The organism is Labrys miyagiensis (assembly GCF_030160835.1).
Classification (GTDB): Bacteria; Pseudomonadota; Alphaproteobacteria; order Rhizobiales; family Labraceae; genus Labrys; species Labrys miyagiensis.
Map to the genome: position 1 here is coordinate 46,887 of NZ_BSPC01000075.1, position 21,981 is coordinate 68,867.

Annotated in this window: 21 protein-coding genes; 16 read left to right on the forward strand and 5 right to left on the reverse strand. The window is 65.4% G+C overall.

Annotated features, from left to right (window positions below; translation table 11 throughout):
• Positions 1-75 precede the first annotated feature (75 nt).
• On the reverse strand, positions 76-1,590 hold the full coding sequence (ilvA, locus tag QQL24_RS32240; protein WP_284316415.1) for a threonine ammonia-lyase, biosynthetic: 1,515 nt from the start codon (positions 1,588-1,590) through the stop codon (positions 76-78).
• A 165-nt stretch (positions 1,591-1,755) separates the two neighbouring features.
• Here ilvA and QQL24_RS32245 point away from each other — a divergent pair, with 165 nt between their 5' ends.
• Positions 1,756-3,279, forward strand: coding sequence for a caspase family protein (locus tag QQL24_RS32245; protein WP_284316416.1), 1,524 nt, complete (start codon positions 1,756-1,758; stop codon positions 3,277-3,279).
• Between the two features lie 187 nt (positions 3,280-3,466).
• On the opposite strand, the gene QQL24_RS32250 is transcribed toward QQL24_RS32245, so the two are convergent.
• Positions 3,467-4,873 carry an MATE family efflux transporter gene (locus tag QQL24_RS32250; protein ID WP_284316417.1) on the reverse strand — a complete coding sequence of 469 codons (1,407 nt, stop codon included), beginning with the start codon at positions 4,871-4,873 and terminating at the stop codon, positions 3,467-3,469.
• Positions 4,874-5,007: 134 nt separating this feature from the next.
• Entirely contained in the window at positions 5,008-6,282 is a 1,275-nt protein-coding gene (locus QQL24_RS32255; RefSeq protein ID WP_284316418.1) for an MFS transporter, read from the reverse strand.
• Positions 6,283-6,594: 312 nt separating this feature from the next.
• On the opposite strand from QQL24_RS32255, the gene QQL24_RS32260 reads away from it, so the two are divergent.
• The gene (locus tag QQL24_RS32260; RefSeq protein WP_284316419.1) at positions 6,595-6,990 is read left to right on the forward strand and encodes a hypothetical protein; all 396 of its coding nucleotides are present in this window, start codon (positions 6,595-6,597) and stop codon (positions 6,988-6,990) included.
• Between the two features lie 30 nt (positions 6,991-7,020).
• A complete protein-coding gene (locus QQL24_RS32265) occupies positions 7,021-7,782 on the forward strand; it encodes a hypothetical protein (RefSeq protein WP_284316420.1) in 762 nt (253 codons plus the stop codon).
• A gap of 171 nt (positions 7,783-7,953) precedes the next feature.
• Here QQL24_RS32265 and QQL24_RS32270 read toward each other — a convergent pair whose 3' ends face one another.
• Both QQL24_RS32270 and QQL24_RS32275 read right to left on the reverse strand, forming a co-directional pair.
• Positions 7,954-8,124, reverse strand: coding sequence for a hypothetical protein (locus QQL24_RS32270; RefSeq protein ID WP_284316421.1), 171 nt, complete (start codon positions 8,122-8,124; stop codon positions 7,954-7,956).
• Between the two features lie 153 nt (positions 8,125-8,277).
• Positions 8,278-9,402, reverse strand: coding sequence for a mandelate racemase/muconate lactonizing enzyme family protein (locus QQL24_RS32275; protein ID WP_284316422.1), 1,125 nt, complete (start codon positions 9,400-9,402; stop codon positions 8,278-8,280).
• 252 nt (positions 9,403-9,654) lie between these two features.
• On the opposite strand from QQL24_RS32275, the gene QQL24_RS32280 reads away from it, so the two are divergent.
• From QQL24_RS32280 to QQL24_RS32340, 13 genes are all read left to right on the forward strand, one after another.
• Positions 9,655-10,845 carry a sugar ABC transporter substrate-binding protein gene (locus tag QQL24_RS32280; protein WP_284316423.1) on the forward strand — a complete coding sequence of 397 codons (1,191 nt, stop codon included), beginning with the start codon at positions 9,655-9,657 and terminating at the stop codon, positions 10,843-10,845.
• Positions 10,846-10,971: 126 nt separating this feature from the next.
• Entirely contained in the window at positions 10,972-12,498 is a 1,527-nt protein-coding gene (locus tag QQL24_RS32285) for a sugar ABC transporter ATP-binding protein (RefSeq protein ID WP_284316424.1), read from the forward strand.
• Between the two features lie 8 nt (positions 12,499-12,506).
• Positions 12,507-13,475 carry an ABC transporter permease gene (locus QQL24_RS32290; RefSeq protein ID WP_284316425.1) on the forward strand — a complete coding sequence of 323 codons (969 nt, stop codon included), beginning with the start codon at positions 12,507-12,509 and terminating at the stop codon, positions 13,473-13,475.
• 18 nt (positions 13,476-13,493) lie between these two features.
• Positions 13,494-14,210 carry a FadR/GntR family transcriptional regulator gene (locus tag QQL24_RS32295; protein WP_284316426.1) on the forward strand — a complete coding sequence of 239 codons (717 nt, stop codon included), beginning with the start codon at positions 13,494-13,496 and terminating at the stop codon, positions 14,208-14,210.
• Positions 14,207-15,253, forward strand: a complete 1,047-nt coding sequence (locus QQL24_RS32300) for a Gfo/Idh/MocA family protein (RefSeq protein ID WP_284316427.1) — start codon at positions 14,207-14,209, stop codon at positions 15,251-15,253. Before QQL24_RS32295 ends, QQL24_RS32300 begins: the two co-directional genes overlap by 4 nt.
• On the forward strand, positions 15,253-16,086 hold the full coding sequence (locus QQL24_RS32305; protein WP_284316428.1) for a sugar phosphate isomerase/epimerase family protein: 834 nt from the start codon (positions 15,253-15,255) through the stop codon (positions 16,084-16,086). The genes QQL24_RS32300 and QQL24_RS32305 overlap by 1 nt, the downstream gene beginning before the upstream one ends.
• Entirely contained in the window at positions 16,083-16,880 is a 798-nt protein-coding gene (locus QQL24_RS32310; protein WP_284316429.1) for an SDR family NAD(P)-dependent oxidoreductase, read from the forward strand. Before QQL24_RS32305 ends, QQL24_RS32310 begins: the two co-directional genes overlap by 4 nt.
• Positions 16,880-17,680: an acetoacetate decarboxylase family protein gene (locus QQL24_RS32315; RefSeq protein WP_284316430.1), complete on the forward strand. Its 801-nt coding sequence runs from the start codon at positions 16,880-16,882 to the stop codon at positions 17,678-17,680. The genes QQL24_RS32310 and QQL24_RS32315 overlap by 1 nt, the downstream gene beginning before the upstream one ends.
• 276 nt (positions 17,681-17,956) lie before the next feature.
• Entirely contained in the window at positions 17,957-18,271 is a 315-nt protein-coding gene (locus tag QQL24_RS32320) for an L-rhamnose mutarotase (protein WP_284316431.1), read from the forward strand.
• Between the two features lie 4 nt (positions 18,272-18,275).
• The gene (locus QQL24_RS32325; protein ID WP_284316432.1) at positions 18,276-19,046 is read left to right on the forward strand and encodes an SDR family NAD(P)-dependent oxidoreductase; all 771 of its coding nucleotides are present in this window, start codon (positions 18,276-18,278) and stop codon (positions 19,044-19,046) included.
• A 12-nt stretch (positions 19,047-19,058) separates the two neighbouring features.
• Entirely contained in the window at positions 19,059-20,030 is a 972-nt protein-coding gene (locus QQL24_RS32330) for a C-terminal binding protein (RefSeq protein ID WP_284316433.1), read from the forward strand.
• Positions 20,031-20,154: 124 nt separating this feature from the next.
• Positions 20,155-21,189, forward strand: a complete 1,035-nt coding sequence (locus tag QQL24_RS32335) for a ribonuclease T2 family protein (protein ID WP_284316434.1) — start codon at positions 20,155-20,157, stop codon at positions 21,187-21,189.
• 91 nt (positions 21,190-21,280) lie between these two features.
• Positions 21,281-21,958 carry a DUF2161 domain-containing phosphodiesterase gene (locus QQL24_RS32340; RefSeq protein WP_284316495.1) on the forward strand — a complete coding sequence of 226 codons (678 nt, stop codon included), beginning with the start codon at positions 21,281-21,283 and terminating at the stop codon, positions 21,956-21,958.
• Positions 21,959-21,981 lie beyond the last annotated feature (23 nt).

A 21,981-nucleotide genomic window follows, 5' to 3' on the forward strand; every position in this document is an offset into this window, starting at 1 on the left:
CGTCACTGGTTGGGGTAAATTATTTCGCAATTTCAGTGAGAAAGCCGTGACACGGCGCACAGGTCGCGCCTTCGTTCACCCTCCGAGGAAGAGGCGATAGGCGTCGTTCGACGTCTCGTCCTCATAGGGGTAGCCGAGGGTGGCAAGACGCGCCTCGAAACGGGTCTTGTCGCCCTCCGGCACCTGCACGCCAACCAGCACGCGGCCATAATCGGCGCCGTGGTTGCGGTAGTGGAACAGGGTGATGTTCCAGCTCAGCCCCACCTCGGTCAGGAACTTCAGAAGGGCTCCCGGCCGCTCCGGGAACTCGAAGCGGAAGACGATCTCGTCCGTCAGGCCTGGCACGCGCCCGCCCACCATGTAACGCACATGCAGCTTGGCGGTCTCGTTGGCGCTGATGTCGACCACGCCATAGCCAAGCCGTTCGAGCTCACCGATAATCTCGCTCTTCTCGCGATTGGCGTTGGCGAGCTTGAGACCGACGAAGACATGCGCCTTGCTGCCACCGGCATAGCGGTAATTGAACTCGGTAACGACGCGGTTGCCCAGCACCTGGATGAAGCGGTGATAGGAGCCGGCCTCCTCCGGAATGGTCACCGCCAGCAGGATCTCGCGCGCCTCGCCCACCTCGGCTCGCTCGGCAACATGGCGCAGGCGGTCGAAATTCATGTTGGCGCCGCTGTTGATGGCGATCAGCGCGCCGGAGCGCTGCGGCTGGGCCTGCGCATAGGCTTTCAGGCCGGCGAGCGACAGGGCGCCAGCGGGCTCGGCCAGCACGCGCACATCCTCGAAAATATCCTTGATCGCGGCGCACATGGCATCGGTATCGGCTACCAGCACGTCGTCGAGCAGTTCCCGGCAGACGCGGAAGGTTTCCTCGCCCGCCTGGCGCACGGCGACGCCATCGGCGAACAGGCCGACGCGGTCAAGCACCACACGCTCGCCGGCCTCGATCGCCGCTTTCATGGAAGCCGCATCCACCGGCTCGACGCCGATCACCTTGATCTCGGGCCGCAGGAACTTGACATAGGAGGCAATACCGGCCGCGAGGCCCCCGCCACCGATTGGCACGAAGATCGCTTCGATCGGATCGGGGTGCTGATGCAGGATCTCGACGCCGATGGTGCCCTGGCCGGCAATCACGTCGCCATCGTCATAGGGATGCACGAAGGTGAGACCCTGTTCGCGCTCGAGCTCGCGCGCATGTGCATAGGCCTCGTCGAAGGCGTCGCCCTTCAGCACCACCTTGCCGCCCCAATAGCGCACCGCCTCGACCTTGATCCTCGGCGTGGTGATCGGCATCACGATGGTGGCCGCGATGCCGAGCCGGCTCGCCGATAGCGCCACGCCCTGGGCATGGTTGCCGGCGGAGGCACAGATTACGCCGGCGGCCTTGGCTTCCGGCGACAGGCGCGAGATGCGGTTATAGGCGCCGCGGATCTTGAAGGAGAAGACAGGCTGCAGGTCCTCGCGCTTCAGCAGCACGGGCCGGTCGAGGCGCTGACTGAGCCGCACCATCGGATCCAGCGGGGTCTGCTGGGCAACGTCATAGACCCGGGCATCCAGAATTCTGCGGACGTAGTCGATCACAACACACCTGTCTTTCAATCACGTGTTATCTAGGACATGCTAACGTACCGTGAAAGGCAGTATTGTCGGTCCTCAGCCCGGCGGTTTTTGCATGGCGAGTCACGTTTGATTCCCGCTGTCCGGCAGAGATTGACTGCCTTGTCTCTTCAATCGCCGAGTATGGTCATGAACTGCGTCATCCGCCTGTTTTTCCTCGCTGTCCTGACGCTGGCCGGGCTTGCCCCGGCATGGGCCGCGCAGAAGGCGGCGCTGGTGATCGGCAACGGCGCCTATCGGTCGGTGACGCCTTTGGTCAACCCGCCGAACGATGCCGCCGACATGGCGGCCTCGCTGGGACGGATCGGCTATGCCGTGACCCTGGTCAGGGATGGCGACCTGCAGGCGATGAATGATGGCCTCAGGGCCTTCCTGCGCGATGCCGACCATGCCGACAGCGTGGTGATCTTCTATTCGGGCCATGGCGTGCAGGTGAAGGGCCGGAACTACCTGATCCCGGTCTCGGCCAAGATCTCGGACGAGCTCGATCTCGACACCCAGGCGCTCTCGCTCGACAAGCTGCTGGAGCTGGTGGACAGCGCCGCCCCCAAGGTGAAGATCGTCATTCTCGATTCCTGCCGCGACAACCCGCTCACGCGCACGCTGGTGCGCGGCGCCGGCACGCGGGGCCTGGCGCGCATCGATCTCGATGCGTCCTCGGCCAAGGGCACGCTGATCGCCTTTTCCACCGCGCCGGGCTCGGTGGCGCAGGACGGCTCGGGGCGCAACTCGCCCTTCACCACGGCGCTGCTGGCCCATATGGAGACGCCCGGCCTCGACATCCGCCAGATGTTCGGCCAGGTCAGGGCGGATGTGGACCAGTCGACCCAGGGCGGCCAGACGCCCTGGGTGAACGAGGCCATCATCGGCTCCTTCGCCATGGCCGGCACGGTGGAAAATCCGCAGCCCGTCAAGACGATCGCCGTGGAACCTCAGGTCCAGGTCCAGACCCAGCCCCCGGTGGAGGCGCAGTCGCCGATCGCGTTCCAGGCGCCGGCGGACCAGGCGCAGACGCCGATACAGCCCACGTTCCCGCCGACGGACCAGTCCGGCTTGCAGCAGCAGGCCTCTCTCGACCAGGGAAACGCCGAGCGTTCTCCGGAGCAGCAGGTCTCGCCGAGCTTCCCCTGCAACGGGCAACTGAACCCCACCGAGGGGGCCATCTGCAACAATGCCAATCTCGCCACGCTCGACCAGACCATGGTCGCCGCCTACAACGTGACCTATGGCGCCCTGCCAAAGGAGATGCAGGCCAAGCTGAAGGCCAACCAGTCGGAGTGGCGCGGCCAGCGCGACAATTGCGGCAGCGATGTCACCTGTATCGGCAACAGCTACCAGCAGCGGCTGGGCTTCCTGCAGAACATACTGGCGCAGGTGTCCGCGGCGGTGCGCGTGCCGCCGAGCTTCCCGTGCAATGGCCGGCTCAACCCGTCCGAGCGTGCCATCTGCCAGAATGCAGATCTGGCTCGCCTGGACCAGGCCCTCAGCACCGCCTTCAAGACCAGGTTCCGCTCGCTGCCGACCTATCTGCAGTCGCAGCTGACCGACAACCAGGCCGCCTGGCGCGCGACCCGTGACCGCTGCGGCGCGCAGGTCTCCTGCCTGCAGGCCGCCTATATGCAGCGGCTCGCCTACCTGCAGTCGGGGCAGTAGGTCCTGGGATCGCAGGCTTCCAGCCTGCTCTTGGAAGCGCTCGTGTGCCAGAAAGGACGCGTTTGGTGTGCCGGTCTTCGCAGCCACAACGATCTTCAGTCGATGTGGTGGGAACGGCATCTTACACCCTATGTCGAGGGCATGCCGGTCTGAAGACCGGCACACCGATTTCGTCCTTTTTCTCTTCTCAATGCGCCATCTTCAACCGGTCCCGCATCATCCAGCGGCTTGTCATCAGCACGGCCACCACCGCCAGCCCGCTCACCAGTCCAAGCCAGATGCCCGAGCCGCCAAAGCCGAAATGAAAGGCAAGCAGGACGCCGAGCGGCAGGCCTGCCACCCAATAGCCGAAGCCGGCGATCAGCATCGGCGCCGTGGTGTCGTGCAGGCCGCGCAGCATGCCTGACGCCACGACCTGCGCCCCGTCGACGATCTGGAACAGGCCGGCAAAGACCAGGAACAAGGCGGCCCGCTCCACCACCACCTGGTTGGCCGGATTGGAGAGATCGATGAAGCCGGCGATCAGCAGATGCGGGGCCGTCAACATGAGCACGGCCATGGACGCCATGAAACCGACGCCCATGGCATAGGCCGTCCAGCCCGAGCGGGTGGCCGCCAGCCTGTCCCTCGCGCCATAGGCCATGCCGACGCGCACCGTTGCCGCCTGGCCGAGGCCCAGGGGGACCATGAAGCTCACCGAGGCGATCTGGATGGCGATGCCATGGGCAGCCAGGTCCGTCTCGCCGAGCATGCCCATCAGGATGGCGGCGGTATTGAACACCGCTACCTCGAAGAGCAGGGTGACGGCGATGGGAATGCCGAGCCTAAAAATGCGGCCCAGGCGCTCGAAATCGGGCTGGCCGAAGCGATGGAACAGCCGGTAGCGCCGGAACTTGGGAAGAAAAGCGAGCGAAGCCGCGAGCAGCAGGAACATCGCCCAGGTGGCGATGCCCGTGGCAATACCGGCGCCGGGCGAGCCGAGTTCGGGCAGGCCGAGATGGCCGAAGGTCAGGCCCCAGGCCAGCACGGCATTGATGATGATGGCGCCGAGAGCGGCCCAGAGCGCGGCACGCGGCTTGCCCATCGCGGCGGCGGTGGAGCGCAGGGCGATATAGCCGATGAAGGCAGGCAGGGACCAGGCGAGGCCGTGGAGATAATGGGCAGCCTCCCGCGCGATCGTTGGATCCTGGCGCAGCAGCAGCAGGATCGCCTCGCCGTTGAGGAGGCAGACAAGGCCCGGGAACGAGACGATCGCCGCCGCCCACAGGCCCTGCTGCATGGTGCGCCTGATATCGTCGGGCGCGCTGTCGCGCGCACCGAGGGAACTGGCGACCAGCGGCGTCACCGCGGTGACGACGCCCAATCCGCAGATGGCGAAGAAAAAGAAGAGATTGTTGGCGAGCGTCACGGCGGCCGTGGCCAAGGGACCAATCTCGCGCATCAAGGCGAGATTGGTGGTGGTGAGCGCGAGCTCCACCAGATTGGTCAGGATCAGCGGCCAGGCCAGGATCAGGGTTGCAAGGGCTTCCTTGCTCCAGCTCTGGTTGCTGCCGCGGCCAGCCTGAGGCCCCGAATGCGGGGACACGGTTCCCATGGTCGTTTCCATTCCATCTCTAAAATTGGAGCGGGGGCCCCTGGCAGTTCTGCCAGCGCGGCCCCCGTTCGTCTGTGGGCCGGTCCTGCGACCGGGAAGAGTTCAAGGCACCGGTCTGGAGACCGGCGCGCTGCTCAGTCGAAAGCCTCCACGATCTTATCCTGCGCCATCACCGGCTGCGGCCGCTCGATATTGGGCAGGAAAATCGTCAGGAGCCCGATCATCGGCAGGAAGGAGCAGACCTTATAGACGAATTCGATGCTGGTGTGATCGGCCAGGAAGCCGAGCGCCGCGGCGCCGAGGCCGCCCATGCCGAAGGCGAAGCCGAAGAACAGGCCGGCGATCATGCCGGTCTTCCCCGGCACCAGCTCCTGCGCGAAGACGATGATGGCCGAGAAGGCCGAGGACAGGATGAAGCCGATGATCACGGCGAGCACCGTCGTCCAGGTCAGATTGGCATAAGGCAAAGCCAGCGTGAAGGGCAGCACGCCGAGGATCGATACCCAGATCACATATTTACGGCCGATGCGATCGCCCACCGGGCCACCGATCAGCGTACCTGCCGCCACCGCGAACAGGAAGATGAACAGGTGGAGCTGAGCATCCTGCGCCGACAGGCTGAACTTCGAGATCAGATAGAAGGTCAGATAGCTCGACATCGAAGCCATGTAGAAGAACTTCGAGAAGATCAGCAGGAGCAAGATGACGATCGAGCCAATCACCCGGGCACGCGAGAGCGGCGCCGTCATCAAGTGCGACTTCGGCTTGGCGCCCGCCGTGCGGCGGCGATAAGCGGAATACCACGTGCCGACATTCCACAGGATGACCATGCCGACGAGGGCAATCACCGAGAAGCTCGCCACCGAATGCTGGCCGTACGGCAGCACGATGAAGGCGGCGAGCAGCGGCCCGATCGAGGTGCCGAGATTGCCGCCGACCTGGAAGACCGACTGGGCCAGCCCCGGCTTGCCGCCCGAGGCCATGCGCGCCACGCGCGAGGATTCGGGGTGGAAGATCGAGGAGCCCACGCCCACCAGCATGGCCGCGATCAGCACCGCCTCGAAATTCGGCGCATAGGCGAGCAGCACCAGGCCGCACAGGCTAACGCCCATGCCAACGGCCAGCGAATAAGGCTGCGGCCTGTGATCGGTGTAGAGACCGACGAAGGGCTGCAGCAACGAGGCGGTGAGCTGGAAGGCAAGGGTGATCAGCCCGATCTGGCCGTAGCTCAGCGCGAAATTCTCGCGCAGCATCGGATAGATCGAGGGGATCAGCGATTGCAGCGTGTCGTTAAGGCAATGCGAAACGCTGATCGCCAGGAGAATCGAATAGGCCGTGCGTTCGGCGCTGAAGGCCGATGCTCCCGCAGGAGCGGCGGAAGGAGGCAATGTCGCTGCTTTGGCGTCCATAAATCGTCACTAGTCCGGCGATGCCGACGAGGCGTCACCGCTGGCTATCCCTTTGCTGTGGCACGAAAAATCGGCGTCCTGGCCCACGCCAGCGCCGATCCTGCCCAAATCCGCGGGGCTGGTGCGGGAAAATGAATAAAGAAAAGAGCGGGAGCCGCCCGCTAAACCGTTTTACCCGATCGAGTGCCCCGAGGGAATATTTGGTCAGGCGGTCAAATATGAAAACTGGTTATGGGACTCATCACATCTATGCGATGCAAAGCGGAACAAAACGTCGCCAGCGGTATCATTTGCCGCCGAAGAGATCCACGCATGAAACCTCTTGCCATCGCCCTGCTCGCCGGTGCCTTCGCCTGCCTTGCCGGTTCTGCCTATGCCGGGCCGCGTGAGATCTTCCTCGCTCATCTGCAGCAGGCGATCCGCCAGAACGACATGGGCTGGATCGGCTCTCATCTCAGCTTTCCCGTCGCCATCCGCGGCAAGCATCGGCTGGTGCTGAGGAGCCGGCAGGCTTTCACCAATTTCGATCCGGCGCTGATCGGGCCGACATTGCGTGCCGCCGTCCTGGCCGAGAAGCCGGAGGACTTGTTTTTGAACTGGCAGGGCATGATGATCGGCTCCGGGCAGCACAATGTCTGGGTGTGCGATGTCTCTGCCGATCCATCGAAGCCCGACTACCGCATCTTCGCGATGAGTGGCGCCAATTGAGGCAGGCAGGGCGCAATAGGCAAGGGGACGATGAGCGGGCGTAGAACGGGGAAGGTTTGGCTGGCGGTCGCAGTTCCGCTGCTGGGCGGGATGGTCCTCTCGGCAGCACAGGCCGAAGAGCTGCCGCTTGCCTTCACCAAAGCGAGCGATGTCGCCAAGGGCGTGCCCGGCTTCCCGCGCCTGGCGGCAGGCTATGCCATGTCCCGGAAGATCAATGCCGCGCTCGTCAAGGCTGATGCGCGGGCGAAGGCCGGCGCCAGGAGCTGCCTTGCCGGGGCGGGCAAGCACGGCGACTGGTCCCGTTCGGTCGAGATCACCATGAAGGGGCCTCGCTTCGTCTCCTTCGTCGCGACAGATGATTATTTCTGTGGCGGCGCCTATCCCGACACCTCGACGCAAGCCCTGGTCTATGACCTGACCACCGGCATCCCGGTGGATTGGGCGAAGTTCCTGCCGCCGGCCCTGCTCGGGGAGAAGGGCACCACCAAGGCGGCCGACGGCACCGTGCTCGGCACGCTCTCCTCGCCGACGTTGACGGCGCTCTATGTCAAGGCCGTGAAGCCGGCTGAGATCGATCCGAGCTGCCAGGACGCGCTCGATTCGCAGCCCCTGCATTTCCTGGCCTGGCCCGACGCCAAGGCTAATGGTCTCACGCTGCAGCAGACCGACCTGCCGCATGTGGCGGCAGCCTGCGGCCCGGCTGCGACCGTGCCGATGGCGGAGTTGCGCAGTGCGGGTGTCGACGCGGCGCTGCTCGATGCGATCGAGGCCGCGCACAAGGTATGGAAGTAGCCGGGAGCGCGGACGTCTCGTCCGCTCTTCCTCTGCCATAGAACGCTTCGTTTCCAAGAGCGGACGAGACGTCCGCGCTCCCAGCAAAAAAGCGCGATCATGGCAGGCCATGATCGCGCTCCAGACTTTTCGGTGCAGGCGCCGCCGTTCTGGACGGGGCGATCTACGAAATCAGATGGCTTCGTTCTCGGCCGAAGCGACGCGGTCGACATGGCCGCGATAGATGCCGAGGTCGAGCATCTCGCGGTAGCCCAGCTGCCTGCGCACATTGGCGATGCGGCGGCGGTTGCGGAAGGCAACGACCCGGGCGGTGATGGCGTTGAGGATGGACACGGTGGTCACTGTAGTCGTTCCAAAAAAGAGGTTTCGTTTGTTGGGGTGGTGTATACGCGAATTGTGATAAAATTTGTGCAAAATCGCACGGCGCTGCATGTATATCGGTCATGTGATTTCTGCATGGTTTAGAAGGCGTTAAGCCCCCTTCCACAAGGGCATTCAGCGCCCTGCCAAGTATTTATCCACTGCCTTCATTTTGGGCTCCGCACCATGGCCCGGCCGCAGCGGTGCGCTGACCAGCCCATTGTCGTGCCAGATGGGCTCCTCGATCAGCTCGAATTGCATCGGACCCGGCAAGGGCTTGAGCTCGAAAAGCACCGCCGAGCGGGTCGCCAGCGACAGATGCAGGCTCGCTCCCGTGAGCACGGCCGTCGACCAGGCATGGGCGTTGACGATGCGGCCCGCATCCTCGATCGCGGCGGCGGCAAGGCGAAAGCCGGTGATGCCCTCGACGCGGGCGGGATCGATCCCGAAGATGTCGACAGCCTCGGTTTGGATCCAGCGCTGATAGCCCGCCGGCTGCCACTCGCGCTCGCCGGCGGCGACAGGCACGCTCACCGCGGCCTTGAGCGCGATGTGGTCGGCGACTCGGCTGGGATGGAAGGGCTCCTCGATCCAGGCGATGTCGTGCTCGGCCATGCGGTTCACGGTGCGCACCGCCGTCGGCAGGTCCCAGGCCGTGCCATTGCCGGCATCGACCATGATACCCCCCGCCTTGCCGATCTCATTGCGCAGGGCGGCGACCAAGGCGACATCGTAGTCGGGATCGCGGCCGGCCTTCGACAGGCCACGCTTGCCGAGCCCTAATTTGGTCGAGCGGAAGCCATTGGCAAAATGGGCGGCGATCTCGCGCACCGAGTCCTCGATGGTCGGCTGGTTGACATGGAGGCTCGCGCAGGCGGGCAGGGTTTCGTGCTGGGGGCCGAGCAGCTTGACCAAGGGCTCGCCCTTGTCCTTGGCGGCGATGTCCCACAGCGCCATGTCGATGGCGGAGAGAGCGAAGGCCGCGATGCCGCCCTCGCCATACCACCAGCTGTGCTTCTTCATGGCGTCCCAGCAGCCCTGGATATCCAGCGCCTCACGCCCGTTCAGCAAGGGCAGGAAACCGTCCTCGATAATGGCGGCGGTGGCCTTGCAGGCTTCCGGCCACATGGCGATGGCCTCGCCCCAGCCGCGGATGCCGGCGTCGGTGTCGACGGCGACCAGCACGGTCATGCGCAGATTGTTGAAATCATTGGGTTCCGGCCAGCGCAGCACATAGGGCGTCATTCCGGTAATGCGCATTCCCACTCCCCGACTTTTCTTTTTGTCATCTCGGACGCTTCGCAGCGCGCAGCGGTGCGATGCAGATCCGGGACCGCATGACGACAGAGGCGCCCTTTGCGTCGCGCGGTCCCGTGTCTGCAACGCGCCACTTCGCACCGCATTGCGCACGGGATGACATTCCACCTTGGCAGTTTTGGCAAGCCGTGTTATCTCGAAAGAAATACAATTGGTCAGGCCAAAAGACAAGGCTGGCAACCCTGGGAGGGAGTTATGAAGCGCATGAACCGGCGTGGCGTGCTTATTGGTGCGTTGCTGATGTCCTCGACGCTGCTGGCGTCGGCGGCCCTGGCGGAGGACTTCCACGGCTTCGACCCCGAGAAGGCCGATGGTTCCCTGCCCACGGCCCAGCAACTCGCCGACATGGTGAAGGATGCAGCGGCCGCCTCGAAGCCGCGCAACGGCTCCAATTTCGTGATCGGCTTTGCCAATCTGCAGCGCGACATCGCCTTCTGCGTGAAGGTGGAGCAGGGCCTGGTGGCCAACGCCAAGGCAGCGGGCATCGACCTGCAGGTGGCCGACAATCGCCTCGACGGTGCCACGGCGCTCGCCAATGCGCAGAGCTTCATCCAGCGCAATGTCGACTATGTCGTCGAGTTCCAGACCGACGCCAATTTCGGCGCCACGATCATGCAGCAGATGAACGACGCCAAGACCAAGGTCACAGCGATCGACATCCCGATGCCCGGCGCCACCTTCTTTGGCGCCAACAATCCGCGTTCCGGCTTCATGGGCGGCTCCTATCTCGGCCAGGCGGCCATCGCCAAATTCGGCCTCGACAAGGTGAAGCAGGGCTATCTCGTCATCGGCGAGCTGCCGCAATCGGGCGCCATCCCGGCCATGCGCACGGGCGGGCAGGTGGCCGGCTTCCTCGCGGCCGTCGATGGCTTCCCGCAGGCGCAGGTTATCAAGATCGACTCCAAGAACACCCGCGAAGAGAGCTTCGCCCAGATGAACAACGTGCTCGGCCGCATTCCGCTGGGCGTGCCCATCCTCGTCACGGCGATCAACGATCAGTCCGCCACCGGCATGCTGCAGGCGGTGAAGCAGGCCGGGCGCGATGCCGACGCGCTGGTGGTCGGCATGGGCGCCGACGAGGTGCAGACGCTTGTGGACGAGCCGGACTTCATCGCTTCCGTCGGCTATTTCCCGGAGCGCTATGGCAACTACATCATCCCGCTCGCCTTGATGCAGCTCGCTGGCAAAAAGACGCCGGACACGGTGCTGGTCAACCATGTGATGGTGACCAAGGCCAATGTCTGCAAATTCTACACCGACCAGAAATGCGCCTCGGGCGATACGCTCGACTACAAGTTCCCGGCCGACAAATTCGCCGCGCATCTGGCCGCGCTGCGCCAGTCGCCGGATCTCAAGGGCTTCGAGAACCTAATCCCGAGCGATTGAACGGGGCATCTGTGTGCCGGTCTTCAGACCGGCATCTTCCTCTCAACCCGCGAGGTTCCATGCCGTTTCCGCCACATCGACATTATCGATGTGGCTGAGAAGACCGGCACACCAGGAGTCCCCATCATGCCAAGCGGCACCCCGCGATTGCAGATGCAGGGCATCGGGAAGTCCTTCGGCGGCGTTCCCGTGCTGTCGCAAGCGGATCTCGTCGTGGAAGCCGGCGAGGTCGTGGCGCTGCTGGGCTCGAATGGCGCCGGCAAGTCGACCCTGATGAAAATCCTCACCGGCGTCTATTCGCGCGACCAGGGCTCGATCCTGGTCGACGGGCAGCCGGTGCTGTTCACCGCGCCAAGCCAGGCGGTGGCCGCGGGCATCCGCCTGCTGCCGCAGGAAATCTCCGTCATGCCCGACATGACGGTGGCCGAGAACATCTTCCTCGGCGAGCTGCCGATGAAGCGCAGCCTCGGGTTCTCCGTGGTCGATGATGCCGTCATGCGCCAACGTTCGCGCCAGCTGCTCGACCAGCTCGGCTTCGGCTCGATCGATGTTGACAGGCCCGTCAAACGCCTGCCGGTGGCCGAACAGCGCATCGTCGAAATTGCCCGTGCCTTGGCGGGGGATGCCTCCGTGCTGATCATGGACGAGCCCACCGCCGCGCTCACCGAGCAGGAGGCGCAGATGATCTTCCGTATCATCCGTCGCCTCAAGGAGCAGCAGGTCTCGGTGATCTATATCTCTCACCATTTGTCGGAAGTCTTTGAAATATCTGATTCAATTGCCGTCCTGCGTGACGGGCGCAATGCCGGCACTTTCATCACCGCCCATACCAGCCGCGACGAGGTGCTCACCGCCATGCTCGGCAATGCGGTGGGCGATCTCTATGTCACCAAGGCGGATGATGCTTTCGGCAAGGACGTGCTGACGGTCGCCGGCCTCGCCGTGCCGGACAAACTCTCCGACATCTCCTTCTCGATCCGTGCCGGCGAGATCCTCGGCGTGTTCGGCCTAGTGGGCTCCGGCGTCGAGGTGCTGGGACGCGCGCTGTTCGGCGTGCTCGGACCGCTCCAGCAAGGCACGGCGACGCTTGCCGGCAAGCCCTACCATCCGCGCTCGCCGATGGAGGCGAAGCAGGCCGGCGCCGGCTTCGTCGCAGCCGAGCGCAAGAAGGAAGGCATCATCGCCGACCTCACAGTGCGCGAGAACATCGTGCTGCCCTTCCAGGAGCGCTTCGTGCACTGGGGCAATGTTTCGCGCGCGGCGGAGGACAGACAGGCGAAACACTGGATCCAGGGGCTGGGTATTCGCACGCGTGGGCCGGAGCAGCGGATCCGCACACTTTCCGGCGGCAACCAGCAGAAGGTCTGCATCGCCCGCTGGCTGGTAGACGGCATCCAACTGCTCATCCTCGAGGAGCCGACGCGCGGTGTCGACGTCGGTGCCCGCAAGGAGATCTACGCCAAGCTGCGCGACCTCGCCGACCGTGGCTTTGCCGTCTTCGTGCTGTCCTCCGACGTCGAGGAGGTCGCCGGTGTGTCCGACCGCTCCCTCGTGCTCGACCGCGGCCGCATCGCCGGCAGCTTCAGCCGTGGCGCCATGCCGGCGGACCTGATGGCGGCCACCAGTTCCGATCCCGCTTTCCACGACGCCTGAGAGACCCCATGGCCCAGCAATCCGGTACGATGACATCGATGCTCGCCAAGCCATGGGCCGGCGTGGCCGTGCTCCTGGTGCTCTATCTGTTGATCATCGCGGTCTTCTCGCTGCTCTCGCCCTTCTTCCTCGACTGGCGGAACATGCTGACCATCGGCGCCACCGTCGCCTATATGGGTCTGATGGCGGCGCTCGGCACGCCACTGATCATCGCCGGCGGGCTCGATTTGTCGGTGGCCGCCATTGCCGGCCTGACCGGCGTGGTGATCGCATTGCTTTACAGCGCGGGGCTGAACATCTGGGTTGCCGCCTTTTGCGCTCTCCTGGTGGCGGCAGCCATCGGCGGCTTCAACGGACTGCTGACCACGCGCCTGCGCATGAATCCCTTCATCGTCACCCTTGGCGTGATGTCGATCGTCTCGGGCTCCGCCTTGGTGCTCACGGGCGGCCTGACAAAGCCGCTGATGGTGGGCAGCTTCAACTGGGTCGGCAGCGGGCGGTTCCTCACCATCCCGGTGCCGCTGATCCTGATGCTGATCACCTTCCTGGTGCTCTGGCTGGTGCTGACACGCAGCAAGTTCGGGCGCTTCGTCTACGCTACAGGTGGCAATCCGGAAGCCTCGCGGCTGATCGGCGTGCCTGTGGTGAAGACACTGATGATCCTCTACGTGCTCTCCGCCTTGTCGGGCGGCTGCGCGGGCATCATCCTGGCCGCCCAGCTCGGGGCGGCCGGGCCTGCCGCTGCGGCCCAGAATCTGCTCACGGTGATCGCCGCCATCATTCTCGGCGGCACCTCGCTGATGGGCGGGCGCGGCAGCGTCTGGGGCACGCTGCTGGCGGTGCTGATCCTCGGCACGCTCAACAACGGCCTGACGCTGCTCGGCATTTCGAGCTTCTGGCAGGACATCACCCGCGGTGTCGTGCTGCTGCTGGCCGTCGGTCTCGACCAGTTCAGAACCCACGCGCTGGGCGATTGAAGGCTGAGGGATTGAATCATGGCCGAGCCAGAGGAATTCCTGCCGATCGAGCGAAGTTCCATCGCCGAGCAGGTCGCCAAGAAGCTGCTGGATCTGATCCGCACGCGCAACCTCAAGCCCGGCGACATGCTGCCGACCGAGCGGGATCTGGCGGCGATGATGCAGGTCAGCCGCCCCAGCGTGCGCGAGGCGATTCGCGGCCTGCAGATCCTGGGCGTGATCAGGGTGCGGCAAGGCTACGGCATCTATGTCTCGCCGCTCGATGCCGCCGACCTGCTCGGCCCACTGCAGTTCCTGCTCACGCTCAATGCCGAGAATATCAATGCGCTCTATGAGATCCGCCGACTCGTCGATGTCGGCATCGCCCGCCTTGCCGCCGAGCGTATCTCGACGCCCGATCTCCTGCGCTTGAAGCAGCTGGTCGTGGTGCAGCGCGATCTTCTCTACGATCCGCTCAGCTTCCGCGCCTCCGACCTCAAATTCCACACCATCATCATGGAGGCGACGGGCAACCCCTTCATGGTGCGCACGGCGAGCTCCCTCTATCTGCTGGGCGCGGAATATCGCCGCCTCGCCTCGGAAACGCCGGGGGTGCTTCGCCAATCCCTGGCCGATCACGAGGTGATCGTGGCCGCGCTCGAGAAGCGCAATGGCGAGGCCGCCGCCAAGGCGGTCGAAGACCATCTGCACAATGTCCACCGCTCCACCGTCGATGCCATGGAGAAGGATCAATGACGAGGAAAGCGCGTATCGGCGTGATCGGGGCCGGCTGGTGGGCCGCCGTCAACCACATCCCGGTGCTGAAGGCCAATCCCGATTGCGAGATCGTCGCGGTCAATCGCCTCGGCGCCGCCGAACTCCAGGAATTGCAGAGGAGCTTCGACATTCCGCTCGGCTTCGAGGATTGGCGGCAGATGCTGGATGAGGTGCCGATGGATGGCGTCGTCGTCGCCTCGCCCCACACGCTCCATCACGAACACGCGGCGGCGGCGCTGGCGCGGGGCTGCCATGTCGTGGTGGAGAAGCCGCTGACCACCAACACCGAGGATGCGCGGGACCTGGTACGCCGCGCCATCGATGCCAGGCGCGAGATCATCGTGCCGACCGGCTGGAACTTCAAGGACTGGACCGAGAAGGCGCGCGAGCTGGTGCAGGACGGCGAGATCGGCGAGATCCAGCACGGCGTGCTGCAGATGGCCTCGGCGCTGGAGGACCTCTTCGCCGGCCAGCCGATGAAGGAGACGGAGGGCCAGATGTTCCGCCCACCGGCCTCGACCTGGGCCGATCCGAAGAAGGCCGGCGGCTATGGCTGGGGCCAGCTCGTCCATGCGCTCGGCCTGTTCTTCCGCATCACCGAACTGGAAGCAGCGGAAGTCTTCGCTGCCACCGGCAAGTCGCCTGCCGGGGTCGATTACTACGATGCCGCCGTGCTGCGCTTCGTGAACGGGGCCACGGCTTCGATTTCGGGCGCCGCCACCGTGCCGAAGCATCGCGGCTTCCAGATCGACCTGCGCCTGTTCGGCTCGGAGGGCATGCTCCTGCTCGACATCGAACGCGAGCGCCTGGAAGTGCGCCGCCGCGACGGGCGCGACATCGTGGTGCCGCTGGCGCCAGGCGAGGGCGGCTATAGCTGCGAGGCTCCGCTTACCACCCTGGTCGATCTCTGCCTCGGACGCCCCGTCACCAATCGCTCGCCCGGCCATACCGGTATGCGCGCGGTGGAAGTACTCGACGCCCTCTACCGCTCCGCAGCCTCGGGACGGATGGAGACTGTGTGATGACCAGGAAGACTTCCACCATGAAACTTTCCCTGACCTCCTGGTCCCTACGCGCCTGCAGCCTCGACGAGGCGGCGGCGATCTCCAGGGCGCTCGGCATCAACGCCCTCGACATCGGCTATTTCTACGGGCCGGCGCTCGACAAGGCCGAGTTGCTCGCCCATCCCGGCAAGGCCGCCGAGCGCGTGCGTGGGCTCGGCATCGACCTGCCGAATTTCTATCATCTGTTCGGCTCAACCCTCTCGGACCGCAATCTTGCGAATCCGGCCAACCGCGAGGCCAACGAGGCGGATCTCAAGATCGTCGCCGGTTTTTGCAAGCGGGCCGGCATCCCCACCATCTTCGTGCTGCCGGGCGTGTGCAATCCTGGGCAGGGCCGGGCGGTGGCGCTGAAGGAATCGGCCGAGAGCCTGCGCCGCCTGCTGCCGCTCGCACAGGATCAAGGCGTACAGCTCACCATCGAGCCGCATGTGCATTCCTTCCTCGAGAGCCCCCAGCTCGTGCTCGACCTCCTCGGCGCGGTGCCAGGCCTCAAGCTCACGCTCGACTACGCCCATTTCGTCTGCATGGGCTGGCGGCAGGACGAGATCGATGCGCTCGCGCCGCACGCCGCCCATGTCCATCTGCGCCAGGCCAGGCCCGGGGCGCTGCAGACCAAGGTGCATCAGGGCACCATCAATTTCGAGGCGCAACTCGCCACCCTGCGCGACGCGGGCTACAGCGGCCGCCTGTCGCTCGAATATGTACACCAGGACTATATGGACACCCTTCATGACGATGTGCTCACAGAGACGATCGTGTTGCGCGACCAGGTGAAGGCGTGGCTGTCATGAGCGGGCAGGACATTGCAATCGTCGTCGGCGGCCTGGGCGGTATCGGCGCCGCCATCGTGCGCAAGCTCGGCAATGATGGCTTCCACGTCGTCTGCGCCGATCGTGCCGGAGCACCAGGCCGGCCGGGGGAGGAGGCGCCTGAGAGCGTCGATATCGACATCACCGACCCCGCTTCCGTGGAGGCGGCGTTCGCTACGGTGGAGGGCCGGCATGGCCGCCTCGACGTGCTGGTCAATGCCGCCGGCATTCACATGCAGAAGCTGCTGGTCGATACCGATCCCGACGATTGGGATCGCATCCAGCGCGTCAACACGCGCGGACCGTTCCTGACCTGCCGAGCCGGCGCGAAGATCATGATGCGGGCAAGGCGGGGACGCATCGTCAACCTCACCACCCGGCTCGGCTTCGGCAATCCCTATTCCTCAGCCTATATCGCCTCGAAGAACGCGCTCTGGGGCTTGACCCAGTGCCTTGCCGTCGAGCTCGCCGGCTACGGCATCACAGTCAATGCGGTGGCGCCCGGCCATGTCGGACCGGGGACCGGCATGGAGAAGCAGTTCCGCGAGAAGGCCGAGAAGCTCGGCATGAGTTGGGAGGACTTCGAGGCGCAGGTGATCAAGACCATCCCCGTTGGCCGCTGGTGCCGGCCGGAGGACGTCGCCGCCGCCGTCTCCTGGGTGGCTTCGCCGGCGGCCTCCTTCGTGACGGGCGAGACCATCAACGTCACCGGCGGCTTCGTCGGCTATGGCCTGGCGCCACCGGTGGAGGAACGCTTCACGGGAGGGCCGGCCTGATGAAAGACCTGCGACGCGGCGGCCTCGACCGCCTCACCATCGAGGACATCGTCGCGCCGGGTTTCTCCACGCCCTGGGACGCGCCGATGGTACCGTCCTTTCCCTTCACCTTCCGCAATGTCGAGGTGCTGACTTTGGTCTGGCGCACGACGGAGGCTGCCGTGGCACGGCTGCTGCCGCCACCGCTGGAGCCGACCTCGGATGCGGTGCTCGCCCATATCTACCGCATGAACGATGTCGAGTGGCTCGGCGCCTATGGAGAGTGCAATGTCTCCATCGGTTGCCGCCTGCCGGGCACGGATATCGCGGGCTCCTATTCGCCCTATCTGTTCCTCTCCTCCGATGTCGGCGTGGTGCATGGCCGCGAGGTGCATGGCCAGCCCAAGAAGCTCGGCAACCCGAAACTGGAGGTGCGGGGCGATCTCGTTGTCGGCGTGGTCGAGCGCAACGGCATCGATATCCTCACAGGCACGCTGCCGACCAAGCAGCAGACCGACAGCCTGGAAAGCCTCAACCGGCATTTCGACTTCGCCCAGAACATCAATCTGAAGGCGGTCGACCATATCGACGGGCGGCCGGCCATCCGCCAGCTTACCGCAAGGCGGCTGTCCGGCGTCACCGTGCACGAATGCTGGGGCGGCCCGAACACGGTGGAACTGCGCCCGAATGCGCAGGCGCCCATCCACCGCCTGCCGGTGGTCGATATGCTCGACGGCCTGCACTGGCGGGCCGACTTCACGCTCGTCCCGGGGCGCATCATCCATGATTATCTCGACGGGAGTGGTGACGGTGGGCGCTAGGTCCGGAGAGAGGGGCGCTGTCTGTCGGCGTAGAGCGCGACGCCATCCTTCCCCGACTGCGGGGAAGGTGGGCCGGCGTAGCCGGGCCGGAAGGGGTAGGGTGGCGTCTGCCTATCCGCGGCCGGCAATGTCGCATCACTCGCCCCCTTCCGTCATTGCTTTGCAATGCCACCTTCCCCACAGTCGAGGAAGGATTACCCGCGCCTCTTCCTGCTGGGTGCGAAACAACAGCGCAGCGTCGACTGCACAACAAACAACAATTCGGAGCCACACCCGATGAGCCATCACGCCTGGGTCCTCGAAGTCCGTCCGGGCTATGAGGACGAGTACAAGAAGCGCCATGACGAGATCTGGCCGGACATGCTGGAGGCCCTGCGCAAGGCGGGCATACGCAACTACAACATCTTCCGCCATGGCCTCACTTTGTTCGGCTATTTCGAGACGGACGATCTGCAGCGCACCATCGACGTCCTCAAGGACGATCCGGTGAACGCGCGCTGGGGCGCCTCGATGGCGCCGATCATGAAGATCGAGATCGACGAGCGGCGTGGCTTTCCCTTCCTGCTGCCGCTGCAATGGCACATGGATTGAGATGATGGCGCCTGATCTCAAGGCAGAGGTGATCATCGTCACCGGGGCAGGGCGCGGCATCGGCGTCGCCGCAGCGCGCGCGCTTGCAGGCCGTGGTGCCCGCGTGGTTGTATCCGCCCGCAGACAAGAGGATGCGCAGGCCGTGGCGTCGTCGATGGCCGGCGGCGATGTCCTGGCTGTCGGCTGCGACGTCTCGCGTTGCGAGGATGTCGCGCGGCTTGTCCGGGAGGCGGAAAGCCACTTCGGTCCGCCCACCGTGCTCGTCAACAATGCAGGCGTCGTGGCGCCCATAGGCCGGCTGGACACGCTCGATCCCGAAGCCTTCGCCGCTGCCATTCGCACGACGCTGGTCGGTGCCGCCTTCGCGGCGCAGGCGGTGCTGCCGGCCATGGTGAAGGCCGGGCGCGGACGCATCATCAACCTTTCCTCCGGAGCCGCCCATCGGCCGATGGAGGGCTGGAGCGCCTATTGCGCCGCCAAGGCCGGCCTCGCCATGCTGACGCGCTCCATCGCGCTTGAATATGGCGAGCAGGGCATCAAGGCCTTCGGCTTTGCGCCTGGCGTGGTGGATACCGGCATGCAGGCGGAGATCCGCGCCTCCGGCATCAATCCGGTCAGCCGCCTGCCGCGTGAATCACTGGCGCCCGTCGACCAGCCGGCGGAGGCGATTGCCTTCCTGTGCACGGCGCAAAGCGACGGCTATGCGGGGCAGGAGATCGATATCCGCACGGAGGTGTTCAGGGCCGCGGCTGGGTTGCCGGCCTTGCCGGCTTAGGAAGGAATGAGCATGCCCGCCCATGACCGCCTCGTCGTCGTCACCGACTACACGTTCCCGAGTCTGCATCACGAGCAGGCGGCGGCGGGTGCGGCCCGTTTCGCCACGCATCAGTGCTCCGATGCGCAGGCCGTCACGGCGGCGGTGAAGGGCGCCGATGTCGCGCTGGTGCAGTTCGCTCCGATGACCCGGGCGGCGCTCGAAGGCCTGGCGCCGGGGGCCCGCGTCATCCGCTATGGCGTCGGCTACGACAACATCGATGTGAAGGCTGCCGGCGAGCTTGGCATCGAAGTCGCCTATGTGCCCGACTACTGCACCGACGAGGTGGCCGACCACACCGCCACCGCGCTGCTCGCCAGCCTGCGCAAACTCGCCGCCCTCGATGCCAGCGTGCGCGCCGGGCAATGGGCCGCCGTGGCGGTGTGCAAGCCGATGCGTCCCTTCCGCGACTCCATGGTGGGCTTTCTCGGCCTCGGCCGCATCGGCCGCGCCGTGATGGAGCGGCTCAGGCCCTTCGGCTTCAGCTTCCTCGTCTTCGATCCCGCTTTGTCCGAAGCACAGGTCGAAGCGCTCGGCGCAAGCAAGGCCGCGACAACGGACGATCTCTTCGCTGCCGCCGACGCGCTCGCCTTGCACGCGCCCTCCACGCCCGCCACCCGCGGCATCGTCAACCGGGCGACGCTGGCGCGCATGAAGCCGAATGCGATGATCGTCAACACCGCGCGCGGCGACCTCATCGATGCCGCCGCATTGGCGGAGGCGCTGGCGAACAACCGCATCGCTGGCGCGGCGCTCGACGTCTTCGACAGCGAGCCGCTGCCATCGGACCACGTGCTGCGCGGCGCGCCCAACCTGCAGCTTACGCCTCACGCCGCCTGGTATTCCGACGCCTCGATCGACCGGTTGCAGGCTCTCGCCGCGGACGAGGTCCGCCGGGCACTGGCCGGCGAGCCGATGCGCAGTCCGGTGCCAACCCCGAAATAGGGGACACGCTTTCACGTTGATGTCCTTTCCATGCGGTAGGCTTCTGTTCAGCCCTGTGCTTTATTCCTCGCCATTGTGGTGGCATGGGCTGCACGCCGTACACGATCGTGACCGGGAGGACTGGATGAAAAGAAGCTGGCTGGCGGCCTTCGCCTTGTCGATGTTGACGCCCCTTGCCGCCGCGCAGGCCGACGAACCCATGAAGGGTACATTCACGGCCCATCAAGCCTGCTCGGCCCTCCTGTCGATCCGCAAGCAGACCAATCCGGGCGATGTGAAGCTCACGCCGGAGCAAAGCTACAGGCTGCTTTCCGCCAACAAGCCCAATCCGACCTATTACCGTGTCGAGGTCGACGGCGCCCAACCCGCCGAGCGCTGGGTACCGGTCGACTGCGGCGAGGTGAAATCGGCTGACGGCACCACGGTGCCGCCGGCGCCTACCTCGCCTTCCCAGCCCGCGCCGGGCAAGCAGGGCAACAATCCGCCCTCAGGCGGCGGAAGCGGGGCTTCCTACGTCTTCGCCATCAGCTGGCAGCCGGCGTTCTGCGAAGGGCTGCCCAGCAAGACCGAATGCAAGACGCAGACGCCCGAGCGCTACGACGCCACCCATTTCACCCTGCACGGCCTGTGGCCGCAGCCGCGCGGCAATGCCTATTGCGGCGTACCCCAGCAGGATGTCGAGGCCGACAAGGCGCATCGCTGGGAGGACCTGCCCGAACCACAGCTCGAGCCCGCCACCCGCACGGCCCTGGAGCAGGCCATGCCCGGCACCGCCTCCTTCCTCGAGCGCCACGAATGGGTCGAGCACGGCAGCTGCTTCTTCGAGAAATCGGCCGATGCCTATTTCCGCCGCGAAGTCGCGCTGATCGGCCAGATCAACGCTTCGCCCGTGCAGAAGCTCTTCGCCGACAATATCGGCAAGGAGGTCGAGACCAGCGACATCCGTCAGGCTTTCGACCAGGCCTTCGGTGACGGCGCTGGCGACCGCGTGCGCGTGGCCTGCAAGCGCGACGGCGACAGGCGCATCATCGTCGAGCTGACCATCGGCCTGCGTGGCGAGGTCACCGACAATGCCTCCCTCGCCACCCTGATCGCCGGGGCCTCGCCGACCGACCAGGGCTGCAAGTCCGGCATCGTCGATCCGGTGGGATTGCAGTAATGGGGGGCGGGTCTTCAGACCCGCCTTGCCTCTCTCGACCAATGTTGCAGGTCTGGCGGGTCTGAAGACCCGCCCCCCGATCCGGAGCTGCATCCTGGAAACCTCGCTTTACCTTCCCATCAAAGCCTTCCTGGAAGCTCTTGATTTCTCTGTGAAAGGAGAGATCGGCGGCTGCGATGTCCTCGCTCTGCGCGAAGGCGAGCCGCCGCTGCTGGTCGTCTGCGAGCTCAAGCAAAGCTTCAACCTCGAACTCGTCCTGCAGGGCGTCGACAGGGCCGCCGCCTGTGACGAGGTCTGGCTTGCCGCGCGCGTCTCGGTGCGCGGCAAGGGGCGGGAGAGCGACAAGCGTTTCCGCAATCTCTGCCGCCGCCTCGGCTTCGGCCTGCTCGGTGTCTCCGACCGGGGCGAGGTCGCTGTTATCGTCACGCCGGAGGCGCCGTTCCCGCGTCGCGAAGCACGCCGCCGCTCGCGCCTGCTCGCCGAGCATCGCAAGCGCCAGGGCGATCCCGTCACCGGCGGCTCCACCCGCGTGCCGCAAATGACGGCCTATCGCCAGCAGGCCCTCGCCTGTGCCGCCGCCCTCGCCGAAAGCCCGCTGCGGCGGCGGGATCTCGCCAAGCTTGTGCCCGATGCCCCGAAGATCCTGCAGGGCAATGTCTATGGCTGGTTCGAGCGGGTGGACAAGGGCATTTACGGCTTGACGCCCAAGGGCCGCGAGGCCTTGGAGCGCTGGCCGCAGGAAAGCGCGAGCATGGCGCGCGTTTCCTGAATCGGGAGAGATGCGCTAGCCTG

Coding starts and splice junctions, on each gene's coding strand:
- QQL24_RS32245 (WP_284316416.1), top strand. CDS start 1,756: ATGAACTGCGTCATCCGCCTGTTTTTCCTCGCTGTCCTGACGCTGGCC.
- QQL24_RS32250 (WP_284316417.1), bottom strand. CDS start 4,873: ATGGGAACCGTGTCCCCGCATTCGGGGCCTCAGGCTGGCCGCGGCAGC.
- QQL24_RS32255 (WP_284316418.1), bottom strand. CDS start 6,282: ATGGACGCCAAAGCAGCGACATTGCCTCCTTCCGCCGCTCCTGCGGGA.
- QQL24_RS32260 (WP_284316419.1), top strand. CDS start 6,595: ATGAAACCTCTTGCCATCGCCCTGCTCGCCGGTGCCTTCGCCTGCCTT.
- QQL24_RS32265 (WP_284316420.1), top strand. CDS start 7,021: ATGAGCGGGCGTAGAACGGGGAAGGTTTGGCTGGCGGTCGCAGTTCCG.
- QQL24_RS32275 (WP_284316422.1), bottom strand. CDS start 9,402: ATGCGCATTACCGGAATGACGCCCTATGTGCTGCGCTGGCCGGAACCC.
- QQL24_RS32280 (WP_284316423.1), top strand. CDS start 9,655: ATGAAGCGCATGAACCGGCGTGGCGTGCTTATTGGTGCGTTGCTGATG.
- QQL24_RS32285 (WP_284316424.1), top strand. CDS start 10,972: ATGCCAAGCGGCACCCCGCGATTGCAGATGCAGGGCATCGGGAAGTCC.
- QQL24_RS32290 (WP_284316425.1), top strand. CDS start 12,507: ATGGCCCAGCAATCCGGTACGATGACATCGATGCTCGCCAAGCCATGG.
- QQL24_RS32295 (WP_284316426.1), top strand. CDS start 13,494: ATGGCCGAGCCAGAGGAATTCCTGCCGATCGAGCGAAGTTCCATCGCC.
- QQL24_RS32300 (WP_284316427.1), top strand. CDS start 14,207: ATGACGAGGAAAGCGCGTATCGGCGTGATCGGGGCCGGCTGGTGGGCC.
- QQL24_RS32305 (WP_284316428.1), top strand. CDS start 15,253: ATGACCAGGAAGACTTCCACCATGAAACTTTCCCTGACCTCCTGGTCC.
- QQL24_RS32310 (WP_284316429.1), top strand. CDS start 16,083: ATGAGCGGGCAGGACATTGCAATCGTCGTCGGCGGCCTGGGCGGTATC.
- QQL24_RS32315 (WP_284316430.1), top strand. CDS start 16,880: ATGAAAGACCTGCGACGCGGCGGCCTCGACCGCCTCACCATCGAGGAC.
- QQL24_RS32320 (WP_284316431.1), top strand. CDS start 17,957: ATGAGCCATCACGCCTGGGTCCTCGAAGTCCGTCCGGGCTATGAGGAC.
- QQL24_RS32325 (WP_284316432.1), top strand. CDS start 18,276: ATGGCGCCTGATCTCAAGGCAGAGGTGATCATCGTCACCGGGGCAGGG.
- QQL24_RS32330 (WP_284316433.1), top strand. CDS start 19,059: ATGCCCGCCCATGACCGCCTCGTCGTCGTCACCGACTACACGTTCCCG.
- QQL24_RS32335 (WP_284316434.1), top strand. CDS start 20,155: ATGAAAAGAAGCTGGCTGGCGGCCTTCGCCTTGTCGATGTTGACGCCC.